The organism is Streptomyces sp. NBC_01314, from assembly GCF_041435215.1.
In the GTDB taxonomy this organism is placed as follows: Bacteria; Actinomycetota; Actinomycetes; order Streptomycetales; family Streptomycetaceae; genus Streptomyces.
Window position 1 is genome coordinate 8,805,661 of sequence record NZ_CP108394.1, and the last position, 17,059, is coordinate 8,822,719.

At 71.4% G+C, this 17,059-nt stretch carries 18 protein-coding genes; 14 read left to right on the plus strand and 4 right to left on the minus strand.

All coding sequences use genetic code 11. The features are described 5' to 3' along the window. Positions 1 to 24 precede the first annotated feature (24 nt). The 10 genes from OG622_RS38735 (at position 25) to OG622_RS38780 (ending at position 11,176) form a co-directional block, all read left to right on the plus strand. Positions 25 to 2,115 carry a tetratricopeptide repeat protein gene (locus OG622_RS38735; protein ID WP_371581283.1) on the plus strand — a complete coding sequence of 697 codons (2,091 nt, stop codon included), beginning with the start codon at positions 25 to 27 and terminating at the stop codon, positions 2,113 to 2,115. Positions 2,116 to 2,280: 165 nt separating this feature from the next. Beyond that, the gene (ald, locus tag OG622_RS38740) at positions 2,281 to 3,405 is read left to right on the plus strand and encodes an alanine dehydrogenase (RefSeq protein ID WP_371581284.1); all 1,125 of its coding nucleotides are present in this window, start codon (positions 2,281 to 2,283) and stop codon (positions 3,403 to 3,405) included. 449 nt (positions 3,406 to 3,854) lie between these two features. Further along, positions 3,855 to 4,982 carry a ParA family protein gene (locus tag OG622_RS38745; protein ID WP_371581285.1) on the plus strand — a complete coding sequence of 376 codons (1,128 nt, stop codon included), beginning with the start codon at positions 3,855 to 3,857 and terminating at the stop codon, positions 4,980 to 4,982. Beyond that, on the plus strand, positions 4,967 to 5,545 hold the full coding sequence (locus OG622_RS38750) for a hypothetical protein (protein ID WP_371581286.1): 579 nt from the start codon (positions 4,967 to 4,969) through the stop codon (positions 5,543 to 5,545). The genes OG622_RS38745 and OG622_RS38750 overlap by 16 nt, the downstream gene beginning before the upstream one ends. A gap of 18 nt (positions 5,546 to 5,563) precedes the next feature. Further along, complete coding sequence (locus OG622_RS38755; protein ID WP_371581287.1) at positions 5,564 to 6,649, plus strand: ScpA family protein; 1,086 nt, start codon at positions 5,564 to 5,566, stop codon at positions 6,647 to 6,649. Continuing rightward, complete coding sequence (scpB, locus tag OG622_RS38760) at positions 6,646 to 7,302, plus strand: SMC-Scp complex subunit ScpB (protein ID WP_371581288.1); 657 nt, start codon at positions 6,646 to 6,648, stop codon at positions 7,300 to 7,302. The genes OG622_RS38755 and scpB overlap by 4 nt, the downstream gene beginning before the upstream one ends. After that, on the plus strand, positions 7,302 to 8,423 hold the full coding sequence (locus OG622_RS38765) for a pseudouridine synthase (protein WP_371581289.1): 1,122 nt from the start codon (positions 7,302 to 7,304) through the stop codon (positions 8,421 to 8,423). Before scpB ends, OG622_RS38765 begins: the two co-directional genes overlap by 1 nt. 177 nt (positions 8,424 to 8,600) lie before the next feature. Further along, positions 8,601 to 9,353 carry an NUDIX domain-containing protein gene (locus OG622_RS38770; RefSeq protein ID WP_371581290.1) on the plus strand — a complete coding sequence of 251 codons (753 nt, stop codon included), beginning with the start codon at positions 8,601 to 8,603 and terminating at the stop codon, positions 9,351 to 9,353. Then, positions 9,353 to 10,375 (plus strand): ADP-ribosylglycohydrolase family protein, encoded by a 1,023-nt coding sequence (locus tag OG622_RS38775; protein WP_371581291.1) that lies wholly within the window; start codon positions 9,353 to 9,355, stop codon positions 10,373 to 10,375. Before OG622_RS38770 ends, OG622_RS38775 begins: the two co-directional genes overlap by 1 nt. Positions 10,376 to 10,378: 3 nt before the next feature. Then, a complete protein-coding gene (locus OG622_RS38780) occupies positions 10,379 to 11,176 on the plus strand; it encodes a DNA polymerase beta superfamily protein (protein WP_371581292.1) in 798 nt (265 codons plus the stop codon). Here the strand turns inward: OG622_RS38780 and OG622_RS38785 are convergent. The 4 genes from OG622_RS38785 to OG622_RS38800 are packed head-to-tail and all read right to left on the minus strand — an operon-like array spanning position 11,057 to position 13,617. Beyond that, the gene (locus OG622_RS38785) at positions 11,057 to 11,890 is read right to left on the minus strand and encodes a DNA polymerase beta superfamily protein (protein WP_371581293.1); all 834 of its coding nucleotides are present in this window, start codon (positions 11,888 to 11,890) and stop codon (positions 11,057 to 11,059) included. The genes OG622_RS38780 and OG622_RS38785 overlap by 120 nt on opposite strands. A 22-nt stretch (positions 11,891 to 11,912) precedes the next feature. After that, complete coding sequence (locus OG622_RS38790) at positions 11,913 to 12,347, minus strand: Rieske (2Fe-2S) protein (RefSeq protein WP_371581294.1); 435 nt, start codon at positions 12,345 to 12,347, stop codon at positions 11,913 to 11,915. Continuing rightward, positions 12,344 to 12,934, minus strand: a complete 591-nt coding sequence (locus OG622_RS38795) for a DUF6529 family protein (protein ID WP_371581295.1) — start codon at positions 12,932 to 12,934, stop codon at positions 12,344 to 12,346. Before OG622_RS38795 ends, OG622_RS38790 begins: the two co-directional genes overlap by 4 nt. 14 nt (positions 12,935 to 12,948) lie before the next feature. Continuing rightward, positions 12,949 to 13,617 (minus strand): hypothetical protein, encoded by a 669-nt coding sequence (locus OG622_RS38800; RefSeq protein ID WP_371581296.1) that lies wholly within the window; start codon positions 13,615 to 13,617, stop codon positions 12,949 to 12,951. Between the two features lie 270 nt (positions 13,618 to 13,887). Between OG622_RS38800 and aroH the strand changes: the two genes are divergently transcribed. From aroH to OG622_RS38820, 4 genes are all read left to right on the plus strand, one after another. Beyond that, positions 13,888 to 14,250 carry a chorismate mutase gene (aroH, locus tag OG622_RS38805; protein WP_371581297.1) on the plus strand — a complete coding sequence of 121 codons (363 nt, stop codon included), beginning with the start codon at positions 13,888 to 13,890 and terminating at the stop codon, positions 14,248 to 14,250. Further along, entirely contained in the window at positions 14,247 to 15,332 is a 1,086-nt protein-coding gene (locus OG622_RS38810) for a prephenate dehydrogenase (RefSeq protein ID WP_371581298.1), read from the plus strand. Before aroH ends, OG622_RS38810 begins: the two co-directional genes overlap by 4 nt. A 292-nt stretch (positions 15,333 to 15,624) precedes the next feature. Further along, positions 15,625 to 16,302, plus strand: a complete 678-nt coding sequence (cmk, locus tag OG622_RS38815) for a (d)CMP kinase (protein ID WP_371581299.1) — start codon at positions 15,625 to 15,627, stop codon at positions 16,300 to 16,302. A gap of 116 nt (positions 16,303 to 16,418) precedes the next feature. Continuing rightward, complete coding sequence (locus OG622_RS38820; RefSeq protein ID WP_371584357.1) at positions 16,419 to 17,009, plus strand: lysophospholipid acyltransferase family protein; 591 nt, start codon at positions 16,419 to 16,421, stop codon at positions 17,007 to 17,009. Positions 17,010 to 17,059: the final 50 nt, after the last annotated feature.

Consider the following 17,059-nt stretch of genomic DNA (forward strand, 5'->3'; position numbering starts at 1 on the left):
TGCGGTGGGACGGGAGCGTGGCCCGTGGCGGATCAGGCGGTGGACATCGGGGGTGCCCGGGTGTCCGGAACAGGGCGGCCCCCGGCTGTCGAGACCGCCCCCACGGACAGTCAGTTCCTCGGCCGGACAAGAGAGTTGAAGGAACTGCGGGCCGACATCGGCCGGGCCGGGCTCAACACGCTCGCGGGCCGCAAGGCGCCGCACGCGCGTGTGCTGCTCGTCGCCGGCCGGCCCGGCTTCGGCCGCACCGCGTTGGCCGAGGAACTCGTACGGCAAGTTACCGACGGTTACCCCGATGGTGTGCTGCGGGCTCGGCTCACCGAACCCGACGGCACCCGGGTACCGGTCGAGCGCGCGGCGCGGGAGCTGCTCGGGGAACTCGGGCTGCCGGCGCCGGCCGGTGCCGACGAGGACGACCTCAGCGAGGCGCTGCGGGAGGCGCTGGCCGACCGCCGGGTGGTGGTCCTGCTGGACGACGCGGCCGATGCCGAACAGGTCGACGCGCTGTTGCCGGACACCCCCGACTCCCTGGTCGTGGCGGTCTCCGAGGGGCCGCTGACGGGCATCTCCGACGTCCGCCCGTGCACCCTGGGCGGACTGGACACCAAATCCGCCGTGGAGCTGCTGGAACGCTTCAGCGGCTCGGTGCGCATCACCGTGGACCCGCGCTCGGCCGAAGGGCTCGCCGAGGTGTGCGGGGCACAGCCCGCCGCGCTGCGGCTCGCCGGCGGGTGGCTGGCCGCCCGGCCCGCCGCGGCCGTCTCCGACCTGGCCAAGCAGTTGCGCGCCGGGGACGACGACAGTCCGCCGCTCGCCAGGGTCTTCAAGCTGGCGTACGCCTCGCTGCCGACCGCCGCCGCCCGGATACTGCGCCTCCTCGCGCTCGCCCCGGCGGGCCTGGTCGACCCGCACGTCGCCTCCGGGCTCGCCGGCTGCTCGGTCGGCGCGGCCCGCACCACGCTGGACGACTTCGTGGCGCTCGGGTTCCTGCACCAGGCCGATGCGGCGCTGCCGCAGTACGAGGTCCCCGGCTGCCTGCAGCCGCTGCTGTGGTCCCTCGCCGAGAGGCAGGAGCGGCCGGGCGAGCTGCAGCTGGCCCGCGCGCGGATGCTGGAGCGGACGGTACGGCTGCTGCAGTCCTGCCGGGCCATCACCGAGACCGACAGCCCGATGGCCCGCGAGAAGCTTCTCGCGATGCCCAAGGCGCTGCGGTTCCCGACCCCCCGGGCCGCCGAGGAGTGGCTGCGCGCCCGCCGCCCCGCGCTGCTGGCCGCGGCCCGGCTCGCGGTCGCCGACGGGGAGCTGGACACCCTCGCCCGGCGGCTGATGTCCCAGCTGGTCCGGGCCATGGTGGCGCACTTCGGCACCCAGGCCGCCGCCCCCGACCTGTACGGCGTCCACCGGCTCGTCCTCGATGTCGCCGAGCGCCGCGACCTGCCGCGCGAGCAGGCGGCGGCGCTGCTGAATCTCGGCGACCTGGACGCCCGGACCGGCCGTACGCAGGCGGCGCTGGCCCGCTACCGGGCCGCGCTCGACGCCGGACGGCGGGCGAACGACCCGTACGCGACCGGCCGCGCGATGGAATCCGTAGGCGGGGCCCATCAGGAGCTGGAGGACTACGACCGGGCCGCCGACTGGTACGGCAGGGCGCTCGCCCAGCGGCTCGCCCGGGACGAGCGTGAGGACGCCGCGCGGCTGTACGGCCGGATCGCCACCGCGCACACCTACGCGGGCCGCTACGGCGAGGCGCTGCGCAACTGGAGCTCGGCGCTCACCGGCCACCGCAGGCTCGGTGATGTGGGCGGCCAGGCAAGGGCGTTGAGCGAGATGGCGCGCGTCCAGGAGTACGCGGGGCGGCCGGAGGAGGCCCTGGGGACCTGCCAGGAGGCGGCGGAGTGGGCGCGGCGTGCCGACGACACCCGGCTGCAGGCCGCGATCCAGCTCCGGATCGCCGACACCCTGGAGCGGCTCGGCGACCCGGCGGCGGCCCGGCTGCACCGGGGAGCCGCCGAGCGACTGCTCGACGACGAGGTCCCGGACCCCGAAACCCATGAGATCGAGCCGGAACAGGATGCTAACGCCTGCGAAATCCGTAGTGCATCCGTGAAAGATTGATGCATTGAAAGGCTAGACAGCGAGGACGCCTTCATTAGACTGGCTACGCCGCCGGTTCTCCTGCGGTGTCTCCCGGTGCGCTCAGATGCGTACAGGTATGGGCTGCATTGCGTCGGCATGTGCCGCCATGCGCATGGGCCCCCACACCCCTCCGAGCCAAGGACCGTGATCGACGTGAAGGTCGGCATCCCCCGCGAGGTCAAGAACAACGAGTTCCGGGTGGCCATCACCCCCGCCGGCGTGCACGAGCTGGTGCGCCATGGCCACCGGGTCGTCATCGAGCAGGGCGCCGGCGTCGGCTCGTCGATCCCGGACGTCGAGTACGTCGCCGCCGGCGCCGCGATCCTGCCGACGGCCGACGAGGTGTGGGCCACCGCCGACCTGCTGCTCAAGGTCAAGGAGCCCATCGCCGAGGAGTACCACCGCCTCCGCAAGGACCAGACGCTCTTCACCTACCTCCACCTGGCCGCCTCCAAGGAGTGCACCGACGCCCTCGTCGAGTCGGGCACGACCGCGATCGCGTACGAGACCGTCGAGCTGCCGAGCCGTGCGCTGCCGCTGCTCGCGCCGATGTCCGAGGTCGCGGGCCGGCTCGCCCCGCAGGTCGGCGCCTACCACCTGATGCGGGCCAACGGAGGCCGCGGTGTGCTGCCCGGCGGTGTGCCGGGGGTGCTGGCCGGCCGGGCCGTCGTGATCGGCGGTGGCGTGTCGGGCTGGAACGCCGCCCAGATCGCCATCGGCATGGGCTTCCACGTAACCCTGCTCGACAAGGACATCAACAAGCTCAAGGAAGCCGACAAGATCTTCGGCACGAAGATCCAGACCGTCGTCTCCAACGCCTTCGAGCTGGAGAAGGCCTGCCTGGAGGCCGACCTCGTCATCGGGGCCGTCCTCATCCCGGGCGCCAAGGCCCCGAAGCTGGTCACCAACGAGCTGGTGTCCCGGATGAAGCCCGGAAGTGTCCTTGTCGACATCGCGATCGATCAGGGCGGCTGCTTCGAGGACTCCCGGCCCACCACCCACGCCGAGCCGACCTTCCCGGTCCACGGGTCGGTCTTCTACTGCGTCGCCAACATGCCCGGCGCGGTGCCCAACACCTCCACGTACGCGCTGACCAACGCCACGCTGCCGTACATCGTGGAACTCGCCGACCACGGCTGGGCCGAGGCGGCGCGCCGCGACCCCGCGCTGGCCAGGGGGCTCAACACCCATGACGGCAGGGTCGTTTACCGCGAGGTCGCCGAGGCGCACGGCCTGGAACACGTCGAGCTGGCGTCGCTGCTCGTCTGACCCGCCGACGGGCGAAGCCCGCCGGAACAGGCGCCGACCGGCCGCTGACCGGCTGTTTCCAGTCACCTTGCGGCAAAAGGCGATACGTCAACACAGGTCGTCAACAGCACTTACCCGGCCGGATCTTGCCCGACAAGGTCCGGCCGGATGTGTGTATGGTCACTTTGCGACACTCGCGCAACTCGCCTCGAACGTAACCGTTCGGATGTTTCGTGCACCGGTGAAACCTGCCGTGCGACGGCCCTACGCCCTTGACAGCCGCATGTTTCATTGCCGACACATCGGGCCGGGTCCGGCGGATTGTGTTGCTGCGGACCGCCGACACGCCATAGAGTCGCCAGCTGTCGGCATGGTGCCACGCTGACCTATCTAGAAGTTTCCTGGTCACCAAGGAGGTAAGACGACTTGTGAATGAGTCGACATTTACTCCCGGGGGTGGTCAACCAGGAATGCCTGCGCCGGTCTCGGGCCCTATGGGGTTCGCGGCTGTCGGCTCGGTCGCTGTCCGCACCTTCGCGGCCCACCAGAGTCCGCAGGCAACTCCGACAGCACTCCAGAGCATGGATGGCCTACACGTGAACGCCATGGCCGGCGACGGAAGTGGCGGGGTCCGCAACCACTTCGCCGACTACGACGAGCTGCCCGACGGGCACTTCTACGACCCCGACGCCGAGTACGAGCCGGATCCGGAGTACGCGGCCACGCTCGCGCCCGACGCGGCCCGCCAGCGCCGCGAGCGCATCGGTCCGACCGGTCGCCCGCTGCCGTACTTCCCGATCCCGGGGCCGCTGACCGACCACGGTCCCGCGAAGATCATCGCGATGTGCAACCAGAAGGGCGGCGTCGGCAAGACGACGTCGACCATCAATCTGGGTGCCGCGCTCGCGGAGTACGGCCGCCGGGTCCTGCTCGTCGACTTCGACCCGCAGGGTGCCCTCTCGGTCGGCCTCGGGGTGAACCCGATGGAGCTCGACCTCACGGTCTACAACCTGCTCATGGAGCGGGGCATGTCGGCCGACGAGGTCCTGCTGAAGACCGCGGTCCCCAACATGGACCTGCTGCCGAGCAACATCGACCTGTCGGCGGCCGAGGTCCAGCTGGTCTCCGAGGTCGCGCGCGAGTCCACGCTGCAGCGGGCGCTCAAGCCGCTGCTGGCCGACTACGACTACATCGTGATCGACTGTCAGCCCTCACTCGGCCTGCTCACCGTGAACGCCCTGACGGCCGCGCACAAGGTGATAGTCCCACTGGAGTGCGAGTTCTTCGCCCTGCGTGGTGTCGCACTGCTGACGGAGACCATCGAGAAGGTCCAGGAGCGACTCAACCCCGACCTGGAGCTCGACGGCATCCTCGCCACGATGTACGACTCGCGCACCGTGCACAGCCGTGAGGTCCTCGCGCGTGTCGTCGAGGCGTTCGACGAGCACGTCTACCACACGGTCATCGGGCGCACGGTCCGCTTCCCGGAGACCACGGTCGCCGGCGAGCCGATCACCACATACGCCTCCAACTCCGTCGGCGCCGCCGCCTACCGTCAGCTCGCCAGGGAGGTGCTCGCCCGGTGTCACGCCGAGTGAGTCTGCCAGGGGCCGACGAACTCTTCCGTACGACAGGGGGAACGGCGCTGCAGCCGTCCACTCCCCGGCGGGGGCCCAACGGAGAAGTCCGTGTGCCCGCTCCCGCCGGGGGCGGCGACGGGGCCGTCGGCGCGGAGAACGCGCCGCCGTCCGTGCCCGTGCAGGGCGGGGACGGCGAGGGCTCCGAGCACGTGGCCGCCGACGCCGAGTCCGACGGTGACCAACCGCGCAGCCGGTCCGCCGCCGCGGGGGCCGAGCGGGCAGCCGCCGCCGGGCGACAGCAGAATCCGCAGGAAGGTTCTGCCTCCGCCGAGCCCCGCAAGCGGGGGCGGGGCTCCGGGCGCCGGCCCAGTGGACGGGAGCGGCACGACGAGAAGATCACCGTGTACGTCTCCGCCGAGGAGCTCATGGATCTCGAACACGCGCGGCTGGTGCTGCGCGGGGAGCACGGGCTGGCCGTCGACCGCGGGCGGATCGTGCGGGAGGCTGTCGCCGTGGTGCTGGCGGATCTGGAGGCCCGAGGGGACGCGAGCATCCTCGTACGACGACTTCGTGGGCGGTAGGAGTAGCCTGCGGGGGTTATGACCTCGTATGACTCCTCTGCGTCGGCCTCCGGCGGTTCGGCCGGTCGACGGCGTGCGCTGGGGAGGGGGCCCTTGGCTCCGCCGGCTGAGCCGGATCCGGGCGAGCGCTCGGCTCAGGAGCGTTCTTCAGCCGAGGCCGGTGGGGCGTTGCGCCCACCCGTTCCGACTGGCGGCGGTGACGGGGAACCGCCCGCTGCCGTCCCTGCCGAAGCCGAAGCCGAAGCCGGTGCTGTGCCGGATGTGGCCGACCAGGCCGGAGAACCCGACGACGGGGTCTTCAAGGTTCGGCTCGCCAACTTCGAAGGGCCCTTCGATCTTCTCCTCCAGCTGATCTCGAAGCACAAGCTGGATGTCACCGAGGTCGCGCTGTCCAAGGTCACCGATGAGTTCATGGCGCACATCCGGGCGATGGGGCCCGACTGGGACCTGGACGAGACGACCGAGTTCCTGGTGGTCGCGGCGACGCTGCTGGATCTGAAGGCGGCCAGGTTGCTGCCCGCCGCCGAGGTCGAGGACGAAGCCGACCTGGCGCTCCTCGAAGCACGCGACCTGCTCTTCGCCCGGCTGCTGCAGTACCGCGCGTACAAACAGATCGCGGAGATCTTCAACCGGCGGCTGGACGAGGAGGCGCGGAGGTATCCGCGGACCGTCGGGCTGGAGCCGCAGCACGCGGAGCTGTTGCCCGAGGTGGTCATCAGCATCGGGGCGGAAGGATTCGCCAGGCTGGCCGTGAAGGCGATGCAGCCGAAGCCGAAGCCGCAGGTGTACGTCGATCACATCCACGCACCCCTCGTCAGTGTGCAGGAGCAGGCGGGGATCGTCGTCGCGCGGCTGCGGGAGCTGGGGGAGGCGTCGTTCCGGGTGCTCGTCGAGGACACCGACGACACCCTCACGGTCGTGGCCCGTTTCCTCGCCCTGCTGGAGCTCTACCGGGAGAAGGCCGTGGTCCTCGACCAGGAGACCGCGCTCGGGGATCTCGTCGTGCGGTGGACCGGTGGGGACGGGGGCGTGGAGCCCGTGGTCACCGACGAGTTCGACCGGCCGCCCGAGCCGCCCGAGCCGCCCAGGAAGGAGAAGGTGTGAGCGAGGAGAGAACCGGGGTGTCCGCAGGGCCGCGTACCGTCGCCGACCTCGACCTCAAGCCCGCCCTGGAGGCCGTCCTCATGGTCGTGGACGAGCCCGCCACGGTCGAGCACCTGAGCAAGATACTGGAGCGGCCGAAGCGGCAGATCGCCAAGGCGCTCAGGGAGCTTGCCGACGAGTACGCCGTGCAGGGCCGTGGCTTCGAGCTGCGGCTGATCGCCGGCGGGTGGCGGTACTACACCCGGCCCGAGTACGCCGCCGCCGTCGAGCGGTTCGTGCTGGACGGGCAGCAGGCCCGGCTGACCCAGGCCGCGCTGGAGACGCTGGCCGTGGTCGCGTACCGGCAGCCGGTGAGCCGGAGCAGGGTCTCCGCCGTGCGGGGAGTCAACTGCGACGGGGTCATGCGGACCCTCCTCCAACGCGGTCTGGTCGAGGAGGCGGGCGCGGAACCCGAAACAGGTGCGATCCTGTACAGGACGACGAACTACTTCCTGGAGCGGATGGGCCTGCGCGGCCTGGACGAGCTCCCGGAGCTCGCGCCCTTCCTCCCGGAGGCGGAGGCGATCGAGGCCGAGACGCTGGAAGGGGTCCCGTCGTTCGATCCGGACGCACCGGATGCAGATGCAGACGACACGACGACGACGGAACTTTGATGCGAAGCAGTGGCAGCGGCAGTGGTAGGAACAACGGGCGCGGCAACCCCCGGGGAAGCGGTGGGGGCGGCAACCCTCGCGGGTCCGGTGGAAGCGGCTCCCAGCCGAAGGGCGGGGGAGGGCGCGACGACAGGCCGAAGCGCGAGGGCAAGCCCCGTCCCGAGGAGCGCCGCTACGACGTGGGCCCCGGCGCCACCCACGAAGGACCGAAGTCCGGGCGGGGCAACGCGGCCCGCGGTGGTGCCAAGGGTGGCCCCAAGCAGTCCCCGAGCGGTGGGCGCGGCCGTTGGGCCCCGGCGACCTCCCGCGAGTACGACGCACGGGCGGAGGAGCGCAACCGCGAGCGGTACGCGGACAAGAAGGACGTCAAGCTGCCCAAGACCTTCCCGGGCGCCGAGCCGGAGGGCGAGCGGCTGCAGAAGATCCTCGCGCGCGCGGGCTACGGCTCAAGGCGCGCCTGCGAGGAGCTGATCGAGCAGGCCCGGGTCGAGGTCAACGGCGAGATCGTCCTGGAGCAGGGCAAGCGCGTCGACCCCGAGAACGACGAGGTCAAGGTCGACGGGCTGACCGTCGCGACGCAGTCGTACCAGTTCTTCTCGCTGAACAAGCCGGCCGGTGTCGTGTCGACGATGGAGGACAACGAGGGCCGTCAGTGCCTCGGCGACTACGTCACCAACCGCGAGACGCGGCTCTTCCACGTCGGACGCCTCGACACCGAGACCGAGGGCGTCATCCTGCTCACCAACCACGGTGAACTGGCGCACCGGCTGACCCACCCCAAGTACGGCGTGAAGAAGGTCTACCTCGCGCACATCGTGGGTCCGATCCCGCGCGACCTGGGCAAGCAGCTCAAGGACGGCATCCAGCTGGAGGACGGGTACGCGCGCGCGGACCACTTCCGGGTGGTGCAGCAGACCGGCAAGAACTACCTCGTAGAGGTCACCCTGCACGAGGGGCGCAAGCACATCGTGCGCCGGATGCTGGCGGAGGCCGGCTTCCCGGTCGACAAGCTGGTGCGCGTCGCCTTCGGGCCGATCACCCTCGGCGACCAGAAGTCGGGCTGGCTGCGCAGGCTGTCGAACACCGAGGTCGGCATGCTGATGCAGGAGGTCGACCTCTAGGTCTGCGTCGCGTTCGAGCAGTGGGCCGGTCCCGGGTTTGCCTTCGGGGTCGGCCCTTTGCCGTTCCCGGCGCCACTCTTGGCTTCCCTTTCCCCGTAAAAGGGTTGTGCGCCGACCCGCGTTCTTTTATAGTCGTTATGACTATTAGTCATGGTGACCATAAAGGGGGTGGCGGACATGACCGCACCTGGCGGCGCGTCGAACGGCGCCGCACCGGAGGGCTACGACAAGTACGCCTACGAACCCTTCGCCGTCACCGTCGACCTGGCCGTCTTCACCGTCCGCGCGGGCACCCTCCAGGTGCTGCTCGTCGAGCGCGGGCAGGAGCCGTACGCGGGCCGCTGGGCGCTGCCGGGCGGGTTCGTGCTGCCGGACGAGTCCGCGGAGGAGGCCGCCTGGCGCGAACTTGCGGAGGAGACCGGGGTCACGGAGGTCCCCGGGCTCCACCTGGAGCAGTTGCGGACCTACAGCGAGCCGGGGAGGGACCCGCGGATGCGAGTCGTCACCGTCGCGTTCGCCGCGCTGTTCCCGGATCTGCCGATCGCGCACGGCGGCGGCGACGCGGCACAGGCCCAGTGGCTGCGGTTCAACGCCATCGGTCCGCTCGCCTTCGACCACGACCGCATTCTCGCCGACGCCCACGAACGCGTCGGCGCCAAGCTCGAGTACACCTGTCTCGCCACCTCCTTCTGTCCGCCCGAGTTCACCCTCGGCGAGCTGCAGCAGGTCTACGAGACCGTGTGGGGCACTCCGCTCGACCGGCCCAACTTCCGGCGCAAGGTGCTGGCCACGCCGGGCTTCGTCGAACAGGTGCCCGGCGCCGCCCGCCTGACCGGCGGTCGCGGCAAGCCCGCCGCGCTCTACCGCGCGGGTGGGGCCACCGCCCTGCACCCGCCCCTGCTGCGACCCACCACGGAAGGACGGTCCTGATGACCATGACGCTGCGTACGAAGCGCTCCGCCACCGGATCCCTGCTCGGCCTCGCCCTCGGAGACGCCCTCGGCTTCCCGACGGAGTTCAACGACGTGCCCGCGATCCTCGCCAAGTGCGGCCCCTGGCGGAAGATGGAGCTGCCGAGGCCCGCGATCGTCACCGACGACACACAGATGACGCTGGCGCTGGCGCACGGGCTGCGGGCGGCCATGGACCGCGGGTCGCTCGGCGCCGAGGCGCTGGAGCGGGCCGTCCGCAAGGAGTTCGTGGACTGGTCCCGCTCCCCGGAGAACAACCGCGCCCCCGGCCACACCTGCCTCGTCGCCTGTGACCTTCTCGCGGTCGAGCGCAACCCCTGGCAGTTCGCCAGCCAGATCGGCTCCAAGGGCTGCGGCGCCAACATGCGGGTCGCGCCCCTCGGCCTGATCGGCCCGCTCAGCGACGAACAGCGCGCGGGCGCCTCCCAGTTGCAGGCCGCCCTCACCCACGGCCACCCCACCGCCCTCGCCGCCTCCGACCTCACCGCCCACGCGATACGGCTGCTCGCCCAGGGCACCGAACCGATGGGCCTGGTCGGCCTGCTGCGCTCCTACGCGTACGAGAACCGCGCCCGCTACCACGCGCGCTGGCTCGGCGACCTGTGGACCTACAGCCAGGACCCCTCACCCGAGCACTACATCTCCCGGGGCTGGGACGACTGCCTGCAGGCCCTGGACAGGGTCCAGGAGGCCCTGCGGCTCCCGTCGCCCGAGACGGACCCCTGCCTGTCCACGGGGGAGGGCTGGATCGCCGAGGAGGCCCTCGCCACCGGGCTGCTGTGCTTCCTGCTCTTCGTCGACGAGCCCGTCACCGCGCTGCGCCGCGCCGCCTGCACCTCGGGCGACTCGGACTCCATCGCCTGCCTCACCGGTGCCTTCGCGGGCGCCTACCACGGGCCGGACGCCTGGCCCGCCGAGTGGGCCGACCGGATCGAGTACCAGGGCGACCTCGTCTCGCTGGGAGCCCTCTGGGACGCTTGAGGGATGACCGACGCCCTCGACATCGACCTGGCCCCCGTGGTCGCGGAACAGCCCGATCCCCTGCTGTTCGCCACCGTCTCCGGAGCCCACCTGTACGGCTTCCCCTCGCGCGACTCGGACGTCGACCTGCGCGGTGTGCATCTGCTGCCCACGGCCGAACTGGTCGGGCTGCGCGAGCCGGAGGAGACCCGGTCGAAGATGTGGGACCGGGACGGCGTCGAGATGGACCTCGTCACGCACGACCTGCGCAAGTTCGCCCGGCTGATGCTGCGCCGCAACGGCTATGTGCTGGAGCAGCTGCTCTCCCCGCTCGTCGTGCACACGAGCGAGGCGCACCGCGAACTGATCGCGCTCGCCCCCGGGGTCCTCACCCGTCACCACGCCCACCACTACCGGGGTTTCGCCGTCACCCAGTGGCGGCTGTTCGAGAAGACCGGTGAACTCAAGCCGCTGCTCTACACGTTCCGGGTGCTGCTCACCGGCATCCACCTCATGCGCAGCGGCGAGGTGCAGGCCCATCTGCCCACATTGCTGCCGGAGGTCGAGGACGCCCCCGCGTATCTCCCGGACCTCGTGGCGGCGAAGGCGGCCCACGAGCACGGCAAGGCCGAGGTCGACCAGGAGCGGGTCGCGGCGGACGTGGAGCGGCTCCAGGGCCTACTGGACGAGGAGCAGGCCCTGTCAGTACTGCCGGAGAACCCGTCCGCGTACGACGCCCTGCACGACTTCGTCGTCCGCGTCCGTCTGGACGGCCTGAAGGTCCGAGCCGGCCTGAAGGTCCGAGCCGGCCTGGAAGTCTGAGCCGGCCTGGAGTTCCGAGCCGGCCCGAAGGGCTGAGGCGCGCCGGGTCCGTACGACGAAGTTCTCGACCCGGGCCCGGTCCGGCTCATGCGGCAGCGGGCTGCGGGCCGCCGCCTCCTCGGCCTCCGTGGCCAGCCGGGCCATCCAGGACTCGACCTGGGCCCACGGCACTTCGCCGCGCTTCACCGCCAGCAGGGGCTCGCGCTGGTCCCCCACGTCGACGATCAGCGTGCCCGTGCGCAGCAGGTCCCGGCAGCTCATCAGGAGGCGGAGCAGATGCATGGCGTGCTTCCAGCGGGGGGCGCCGTGCGTGCGGACGTCCGCGTCGAGCTTCTTGCGCTGGCCGAGGGCGTACCGGGCGAACGTCTCGTGGGCCTGCCGGGACAGGAACGCCCCGCGCAGGGCGAGCAGTTCACGGCCGGTGGCGTCGACGTGCTCCACCAAGGGGGAGTGCAGACACTCCAGGATGTTGGGGTTGGCGCGCAGCGCCAGATCGCAGAAGCGCTCCAGCTCCCAGCCGAACTGCTCCTCCGCCGGGCCCTCCACATGCGTCGGCGGCTTCTCGAAGCGCCAGAACAGCTCGGTGGGGGCCAGGAAGACACCCCGCCGGTCCGTGTCGCTGTCGTCCGTCGCGAGGCCGAAGGCCCGCGACCCCATCACACAGGCGTAGATCGTGTGGTCGCGGACCAGGGCGTGTGGGTGCGGGGGCTGCATGCCCGGGAGCGTACGGGGTGGCTCAGGCCGGCTGAATCGAATTTCCGGAGACCTTGATCTCCTCGGCGGGCAGTGGCTCGGTGGCCGGTCCGTGCGCCACGGCCCCGTCCGCGATCTTGAACCTGCTGCCGTGGCACGCACAGTTGATCGTCTCGTCCGAGACGCTGCTGACGATGCAGCCCGCGTGGGTGCAGACCGCCGAGAAGGCCTTGAAGGCGCCTTCCTCGGGCTGGGTCACGACGATCTTCCGGTCCTTGAAGATCTTGCCGCCGCCCACCGGGATGTCGGTCGTCTTCGCCAGCTCCCCGCCGCCGTCCGTACCGGCGTCCCCGGGGGAAGTCTTCTCCCCGGTGTCGCCGCCGTCGTCGCCGCCGTACTCGCCGCACCCCATGAGCAGCGCCGCCGTGCCCGCGGCTCCGGTGGCCAGCACCGCGCGGCGGGTGGAACCCATCGTCATGTCGTCACTCCGAACGTGCGGAAGAACCAGAGGGCGGAGGTCAGCCAGACGACCGTGAGAGCGGTGAGGACGAGACCGCCGACGATCGGCAGGAGCCAGCCGGGAAGTCGCTCCGAGCGGAGCAGCAGCATCTTTGCACTGAAAACACCGAAGAAGAAACAACCCAGGAGAGAATGCCACAAAACGCGTGATTCGTACGACTGGAAGCCCAGGGCGTACAGACAGTGCACCGCCACCGGCACCGCGATCAGGAACGCCGCCCGCCCCGACCAGCGGTGCAGTACTCCCGACCAGCTCGGGCCCGGCACCTTGCCGTACATCATCAGCGCCGACGTCAGCTGCACGAGCACGAAGCCGAACGACGCCGTCGCCAGCCATGACTTCACGGCGCCCGTGCTGCTGAAGCCCGCCAGATTGAACGCGGTGCCCGCCGGATCATGCACCTTGCCGTAGGCGCCTAGACCGACCGCCACCGCGCCGGCGACGAGGGCCGGGACCAGGTAGCGGGAGGCGCCGCCGGGGTTCTCGGCGGGGGCGGGGCCCGGGGACGGGAAGTCCTGGGTGGCGGCGTTCGGGTCGACGGTCATGGGCTGCTCCCTGGTCATGGGGTGACGGGGCGGGCCGTGAGCCGCTGCCCGTCGACCGTCACCGCGCCCGTCTCCGGGTCGATCTCCGGCGCCGTCGTGGGCTTGCCGTCGCGCTTGAGGATGCCGACCTGGCGGCCGTCCGGCAGGACGATCCAGCCGCCGTCGACCTCGGCCCCGCGTACGTTGGCGGTCGCGCGGTACAGCCCCGAGGGCTTGACGGTCTCGGGCGCGGTGAAGCCGTACTCCCGGCCGCCGATGTCGACCGTGCCGCGGACGCTCCTCCCCTTCAGCGTGCCGTTCAGCTCGGCGCCGTCCCTGCCCGTGAGCTTCATGCCGCCGTCGTCCTCGACCTCGCCCTTGAGCCAGGACTCCTTGTCGCGTCCGTCGCAGAAGTAGGCGACCGCCTTGCCGTCGCGCAGTGTCACGGCGATCGCGGCGGAGTCGTCGTCGGTGCGGCCCGCGTAGTCGGCATCGGCCGGCGAGGCGGGTGTCGGACTCGGCGACGGCGAGGTCTTCGTCGGCGACGGGCTCCGGGACGGACTTGCCGACGCCGAGGCGGGCGGCGGGTCGTTCCTGGTGGACGACGAGGTGGCGCGGGTCCCTGTCGTCGCGTTGAGCGACAGCATGAACAGGGCCAGCAACAGCCCGCCGAGAAGGGTGAGAAGTGGTCCGGAGCGCTTCATACGGGCCTCCCCCGAGGCGTGGCGCGGACGGCCTCCCCCATGCAAGCGGACGCGCGGGACGGCGTCCAGGGGTGCATGGAGGTATTTCACCCCAAGTGACGGGACAGTGACGTTCGCGTGACATTGTCAGGGTCTGCCGCGGTGATCCGCCACCGGAACCACCTCCCGGGCCGCGCGTCTCGGCAGGCGGGCGCCGAGCACCGGCCCGGGGCGGGCTGACTAGGCTGGTCGTACAACGAGCCGGGATGTACATCAGCGAGGAGCAGAGCCGTGGCGGTACGAGCGGTCCGGGGCGCCGTCCAACTCGAGCGGGACGAGGCGGGGCACATGGACGGGCAGGTGGGCGAGCTGCTCACCGCGGTCCTGGAGCGCAACGGACTCACCCCGGACGACCTGATCAGCATCTGGTTCACGGCCACCCCCGACCTGCACAGCGACTTCCCGGCCGCCGCGGCCCGCAAGCTCGGCATCGTGGACGTACCGCTGATCTGCGCACAGGAGCTGGACATCGAGGGCGCCATGCCCCGGGTCGTACGGGTCCTCGCGCACATCGAGTCCGACCGGCCCCGGTCCGAGATCGCCCATGTGTACCTGGGGGCCGCGGCCGCACTCCGCAAGGACATCGCCCAGTGAGAACCGCACTCGTCATCGGCACCGGGCTGATCGGCACCTCGGCCGCCCTCTCCCTGGCCCAGCGCGGTGTCATCGTCCACCTCACCGACCACGATCCCGAGCAGGCCCGTACGGCGGCCGCGCTCGGCGCCGGCACGGAAGAGGAGCCCGAGGGGCCGGTGGACCTCGCGATCGTCGCGGCCCCGCCCGCGCATGTGGCCGTGACCCTCGCCGACGCCATGCGCCGGGGCCTCGCGCGCGGCTACCTCGACGTGGCCTCCGTCAAGGGCGGACCCCGCCGTGAGCTGGAGGAGCTGGGCCTCGACCTCTCCTCCTACATCGGCACCCACCCCATGTCGGGCCGTGAGAAGTCCGGCCCGCTGGCCGCCACCGGTGATCTCTTCGAGGGCCGCCCGTGGGTGCTCACCCCGACCCGGGACACCCACACCGAGGTCCTGAACCTCGCCCTGGAGCTGGTCTCGCACTGCCGGGCCGTCCCGGTGGTCATGGACGCGGACGCCCACGACCGGGCCGTCGCCCTGGTCTCGCACATGCCGCACCTCGTGTCCAGCCTGGTCGCCGCGCGGCTTGAGCACGCCGAGGAGTCGGCCGTACGGCTGTGCGGGCAGGGCATCCGGGACGTGACCCGGATCGCGGCCTCCGACCCGCGCATGTGGATCGACATCCTCTCCGCCAACCCCGGCCCGGTCGCCGACCTCCTGGCCGACGTCTCCGCCGACCTCGACGAGACCGTCCAGGCCCTGCGCGCCCTCCAGGCCTCCGACGAGGCCAAGCGCCGCGAGGGTGTCACCGGCATCGAGGACGTCCTGCGCCGCGGCAACGCCGGCCAGATCCGCGTCCCCGGCAAGCACGGGTCCGCTCCGCGGATCTACGAGGTCGTGGCCGTGTTGATCGACGACCAGCCGGGCCAGCTGGCCCGTATCTTCGCCGACGCGGGGGCCGCCGGGATCAACATCGAGGACGTCCGCATCGAGCACGCCACGGGGCAACAGGCCGGTCTGGTGCAGCTGATGGTGGAGCCGAAGGCGGCGGTGGTGCTGACGGCGGCGTTGCGGGAGCGGGGCTGGGCCATCCGGCAGTAGGGGTGGTGCGCGGTATCGGTGGTGTGCGGCAGGCGCAGATCGCCCGCCCCCGCCGCCCCTGCCCTTCCCGTCCCCGAGTATCGCGCCCCGGCCCCCCGCATCGGCCTCGCGGCCTCGCGGCCTCGCGGCCTCGTCCTCGGACCGGACGGGCCGAGTGCGCCCGGTCGGCGATGAGCAGCGGGCGCGCGCCTGCCGGAGACATGCGGCTGGATGGGGTACGGGCAACCAGTACCCTTGTCCGGGGCGCTTTCCGTCCCGCCCCACCACCTCGGACCAGGAAAGGTGCTCCCCAGTGGAACGCGCCACAGTGATCGTTGCCATCGACGGCCCCTCCGGCACGGGCAAGTCGAGCACCTCGAAGGCCGTGGCCGCACAGCTCGGGCTGAGCTACCTGGACACGGGAGCCCAGTACCGGGCGATCACGTGGTGGATGGTCAACAACGCCATCGACATAGAGGACCCGTCGGCGATCGCCGCCGTCGCCGGCAAGCCGGACATCGTGTCGGGCACCGATCCGTCCGGGCCGACCATCACCGTCGACGGCACGGACGTCGCCGGGCCGATCCGCACCCAGGAGGTCACCTCCAAGGTCAGCGCGGTCAGCGCCGTACCGGAGGTGCGGGCGCGGATCACCGAACTGCAGCGGTCCATCGCGTCGGACACCGAGAGCGGCATCGTGGTCGAGGGCCGTGACATCGGCACGACCGTACTGCCGGACGCCGACCTGAAGATCTTCCTCACCGCCTCGCCGGAGGCCCGCGCCGCGCGCCGCAGCGGCGAGCTGAAGGGCGCCGACGTCCAGGCGACCCGTGAGGCCCTTCTCAAGCGGGACGCGGCCGACTCCAGCCGGAAGACCTCGCCGCTCGCCAAGGCGGACGACGCGGTCGAGGTGGACACCTCGGACCTCACCCTCCAGCAGGTCATCGAGTGCGTGGTCACCCTCGTCGAGGAGAAGCGGGCGGGAAAGTGAGCGAAGCCTCAGCGGACCGGGCCCCGTCGGCCCGAGCGACCTCGGCCCGGACACCGTCGGCCGAGGCTCCTTCGTCGCGTGGCGCCGAGGTGGGCCGGCGGATCGGCGTCGGTCTGATGTACGGGCTGTGGAAGCCGCGCGTGCTGGGCGCCTGGCGGGTCCCCGTGACCGGCCCGGTGATCCTCGCCGCCAACCACTCCCACATCATCGACGGCCCGATGGTCATCGGCGTGGCGCCCAGGCCCTCGCACTTCCTGGTCAAGAAGGAGGCGTTCGTCGGTCTGTTCGGCCCCTTCATGCACGCCGTCGGCCAGGTGGAGGTGGACCGTTCGACCGCCGACCGCACCGCCGTCACCCGCGCGCTCGCCGTCCTGGCCGATGGCGGCGTGCTCGGTATCTTCCCGGAGGGCACCCGGGGCGAGGGCGACTTCGCCTCGCTGCGCGCCGGGCTCTCCTACTTCGCCGTGCGCAGCGGCGCACCGATCGTCCCGGTGGCCGTACTGGGAAGCACGGAGCGGCGCGGACGGTTGATAAAGGCGCTGCCCCCGCTGCGCTCCCGCGTCGACGTCGTCTTCGGCGACCCGTTCGAGGCGGGCGACGGCAGCGGACGGCGTACGCGCAAGGCCCTCGACGAGGCGACCGTGCGCATCCAGAAGCATCTCGGCGCGCACCTGGAGCATGCCCGGCGGCTCACCGGCCGCCGGTAAAACGCCGGGCGCCCGATCGGGCGCTGGGCGACACTGAGTAGTGGACCAGC

What these genes read in the sequence shown, in the direction of transcription:
- OG622_RS38745 (WP_371581285.1), top strand. Translation starts at nt 3,855, where the DNA reads ATGCCTGCGCCGGTCTCGGGCCCTATGGGGTTCGCGGCTGTCGGCTCG.
- OG622_RS38755 (WP_371581287.1), top strand. Translation starts at nt 5,564, where the DNA reads ATGACCTCGTATGACTCCTCTGCGTCGGCCTCCGGCGGTTCGGCCGGT.
- OG622_RS38765 (WP_371581289.1), top strand. Translation starts at nt 7,302, where the DNA reads ATGCGAAGCAGTGGCAGCGGCAGTGGTAGGAACAACGGGCGCGGCAAC.
- OG622_RS38770 (WP_371581290.1), top strand. Translation starts at nt 8,601, where the DNA reads ATGACCGCACCTGGCGGCGCGTCGAACGGCGCCGCACCGGAGGGCTAC.
- OG622_RS38775 (WP_371581291.1), top strand. Translation starts at nt 9,353, where the DNA reads ATGACCATGACGCTGCGTACGAAGCGCTCCGCCACCGGATCCCTGCTC.
- OG622_RS38780 (WP_371581292.1), top strand. Translation starts at nt 10,379, where the DNA reads ATGACCGACGCCCTCGACATCGACCTGGCCCCCGTGGTCGCGGAACAG.
- OG622_RS38785 (WP_371581293.1), bottom strand. Translation starts at nt 11,890, where the DNA reads ATGCAGCCCCCGCACCCACACGCCCTGGTCCGCGACCACACGATCTAC.
- OG622_RS38790 (WP_371581294.1), bottom strand. Translation starts at nt 12,347, where the DNA reads ATGACGATGGGTTCCACCCGCCGCGCGGTGCTGGCCACCGGAGCCGCG.
- OG622_RS38795 (WP_371581295.1), bottom strand. Translation starts at nt 12,934, where the DNA reads ATGACCGTCGACCCGAACGCCGCCACCCAGGACTTCCCGTCCCCGGGC.
- OG622_RS38800 (WP_371581296.1), bottom strand. Translation starts at nt 13,617, where the DNA reads ATGAAGCGCTCCGGACCACTTCTCACCCTTCTCGGCGGGCTGTTGCTG.
- OG622_RS38820 (WP_371584357.1), top strand. Translation starts at nt 16,419, where the DNA reads ATGTACGGGCTGTGGAAGCCGCGCGTGCTGGGCGCCTGGCGGGTCCCC.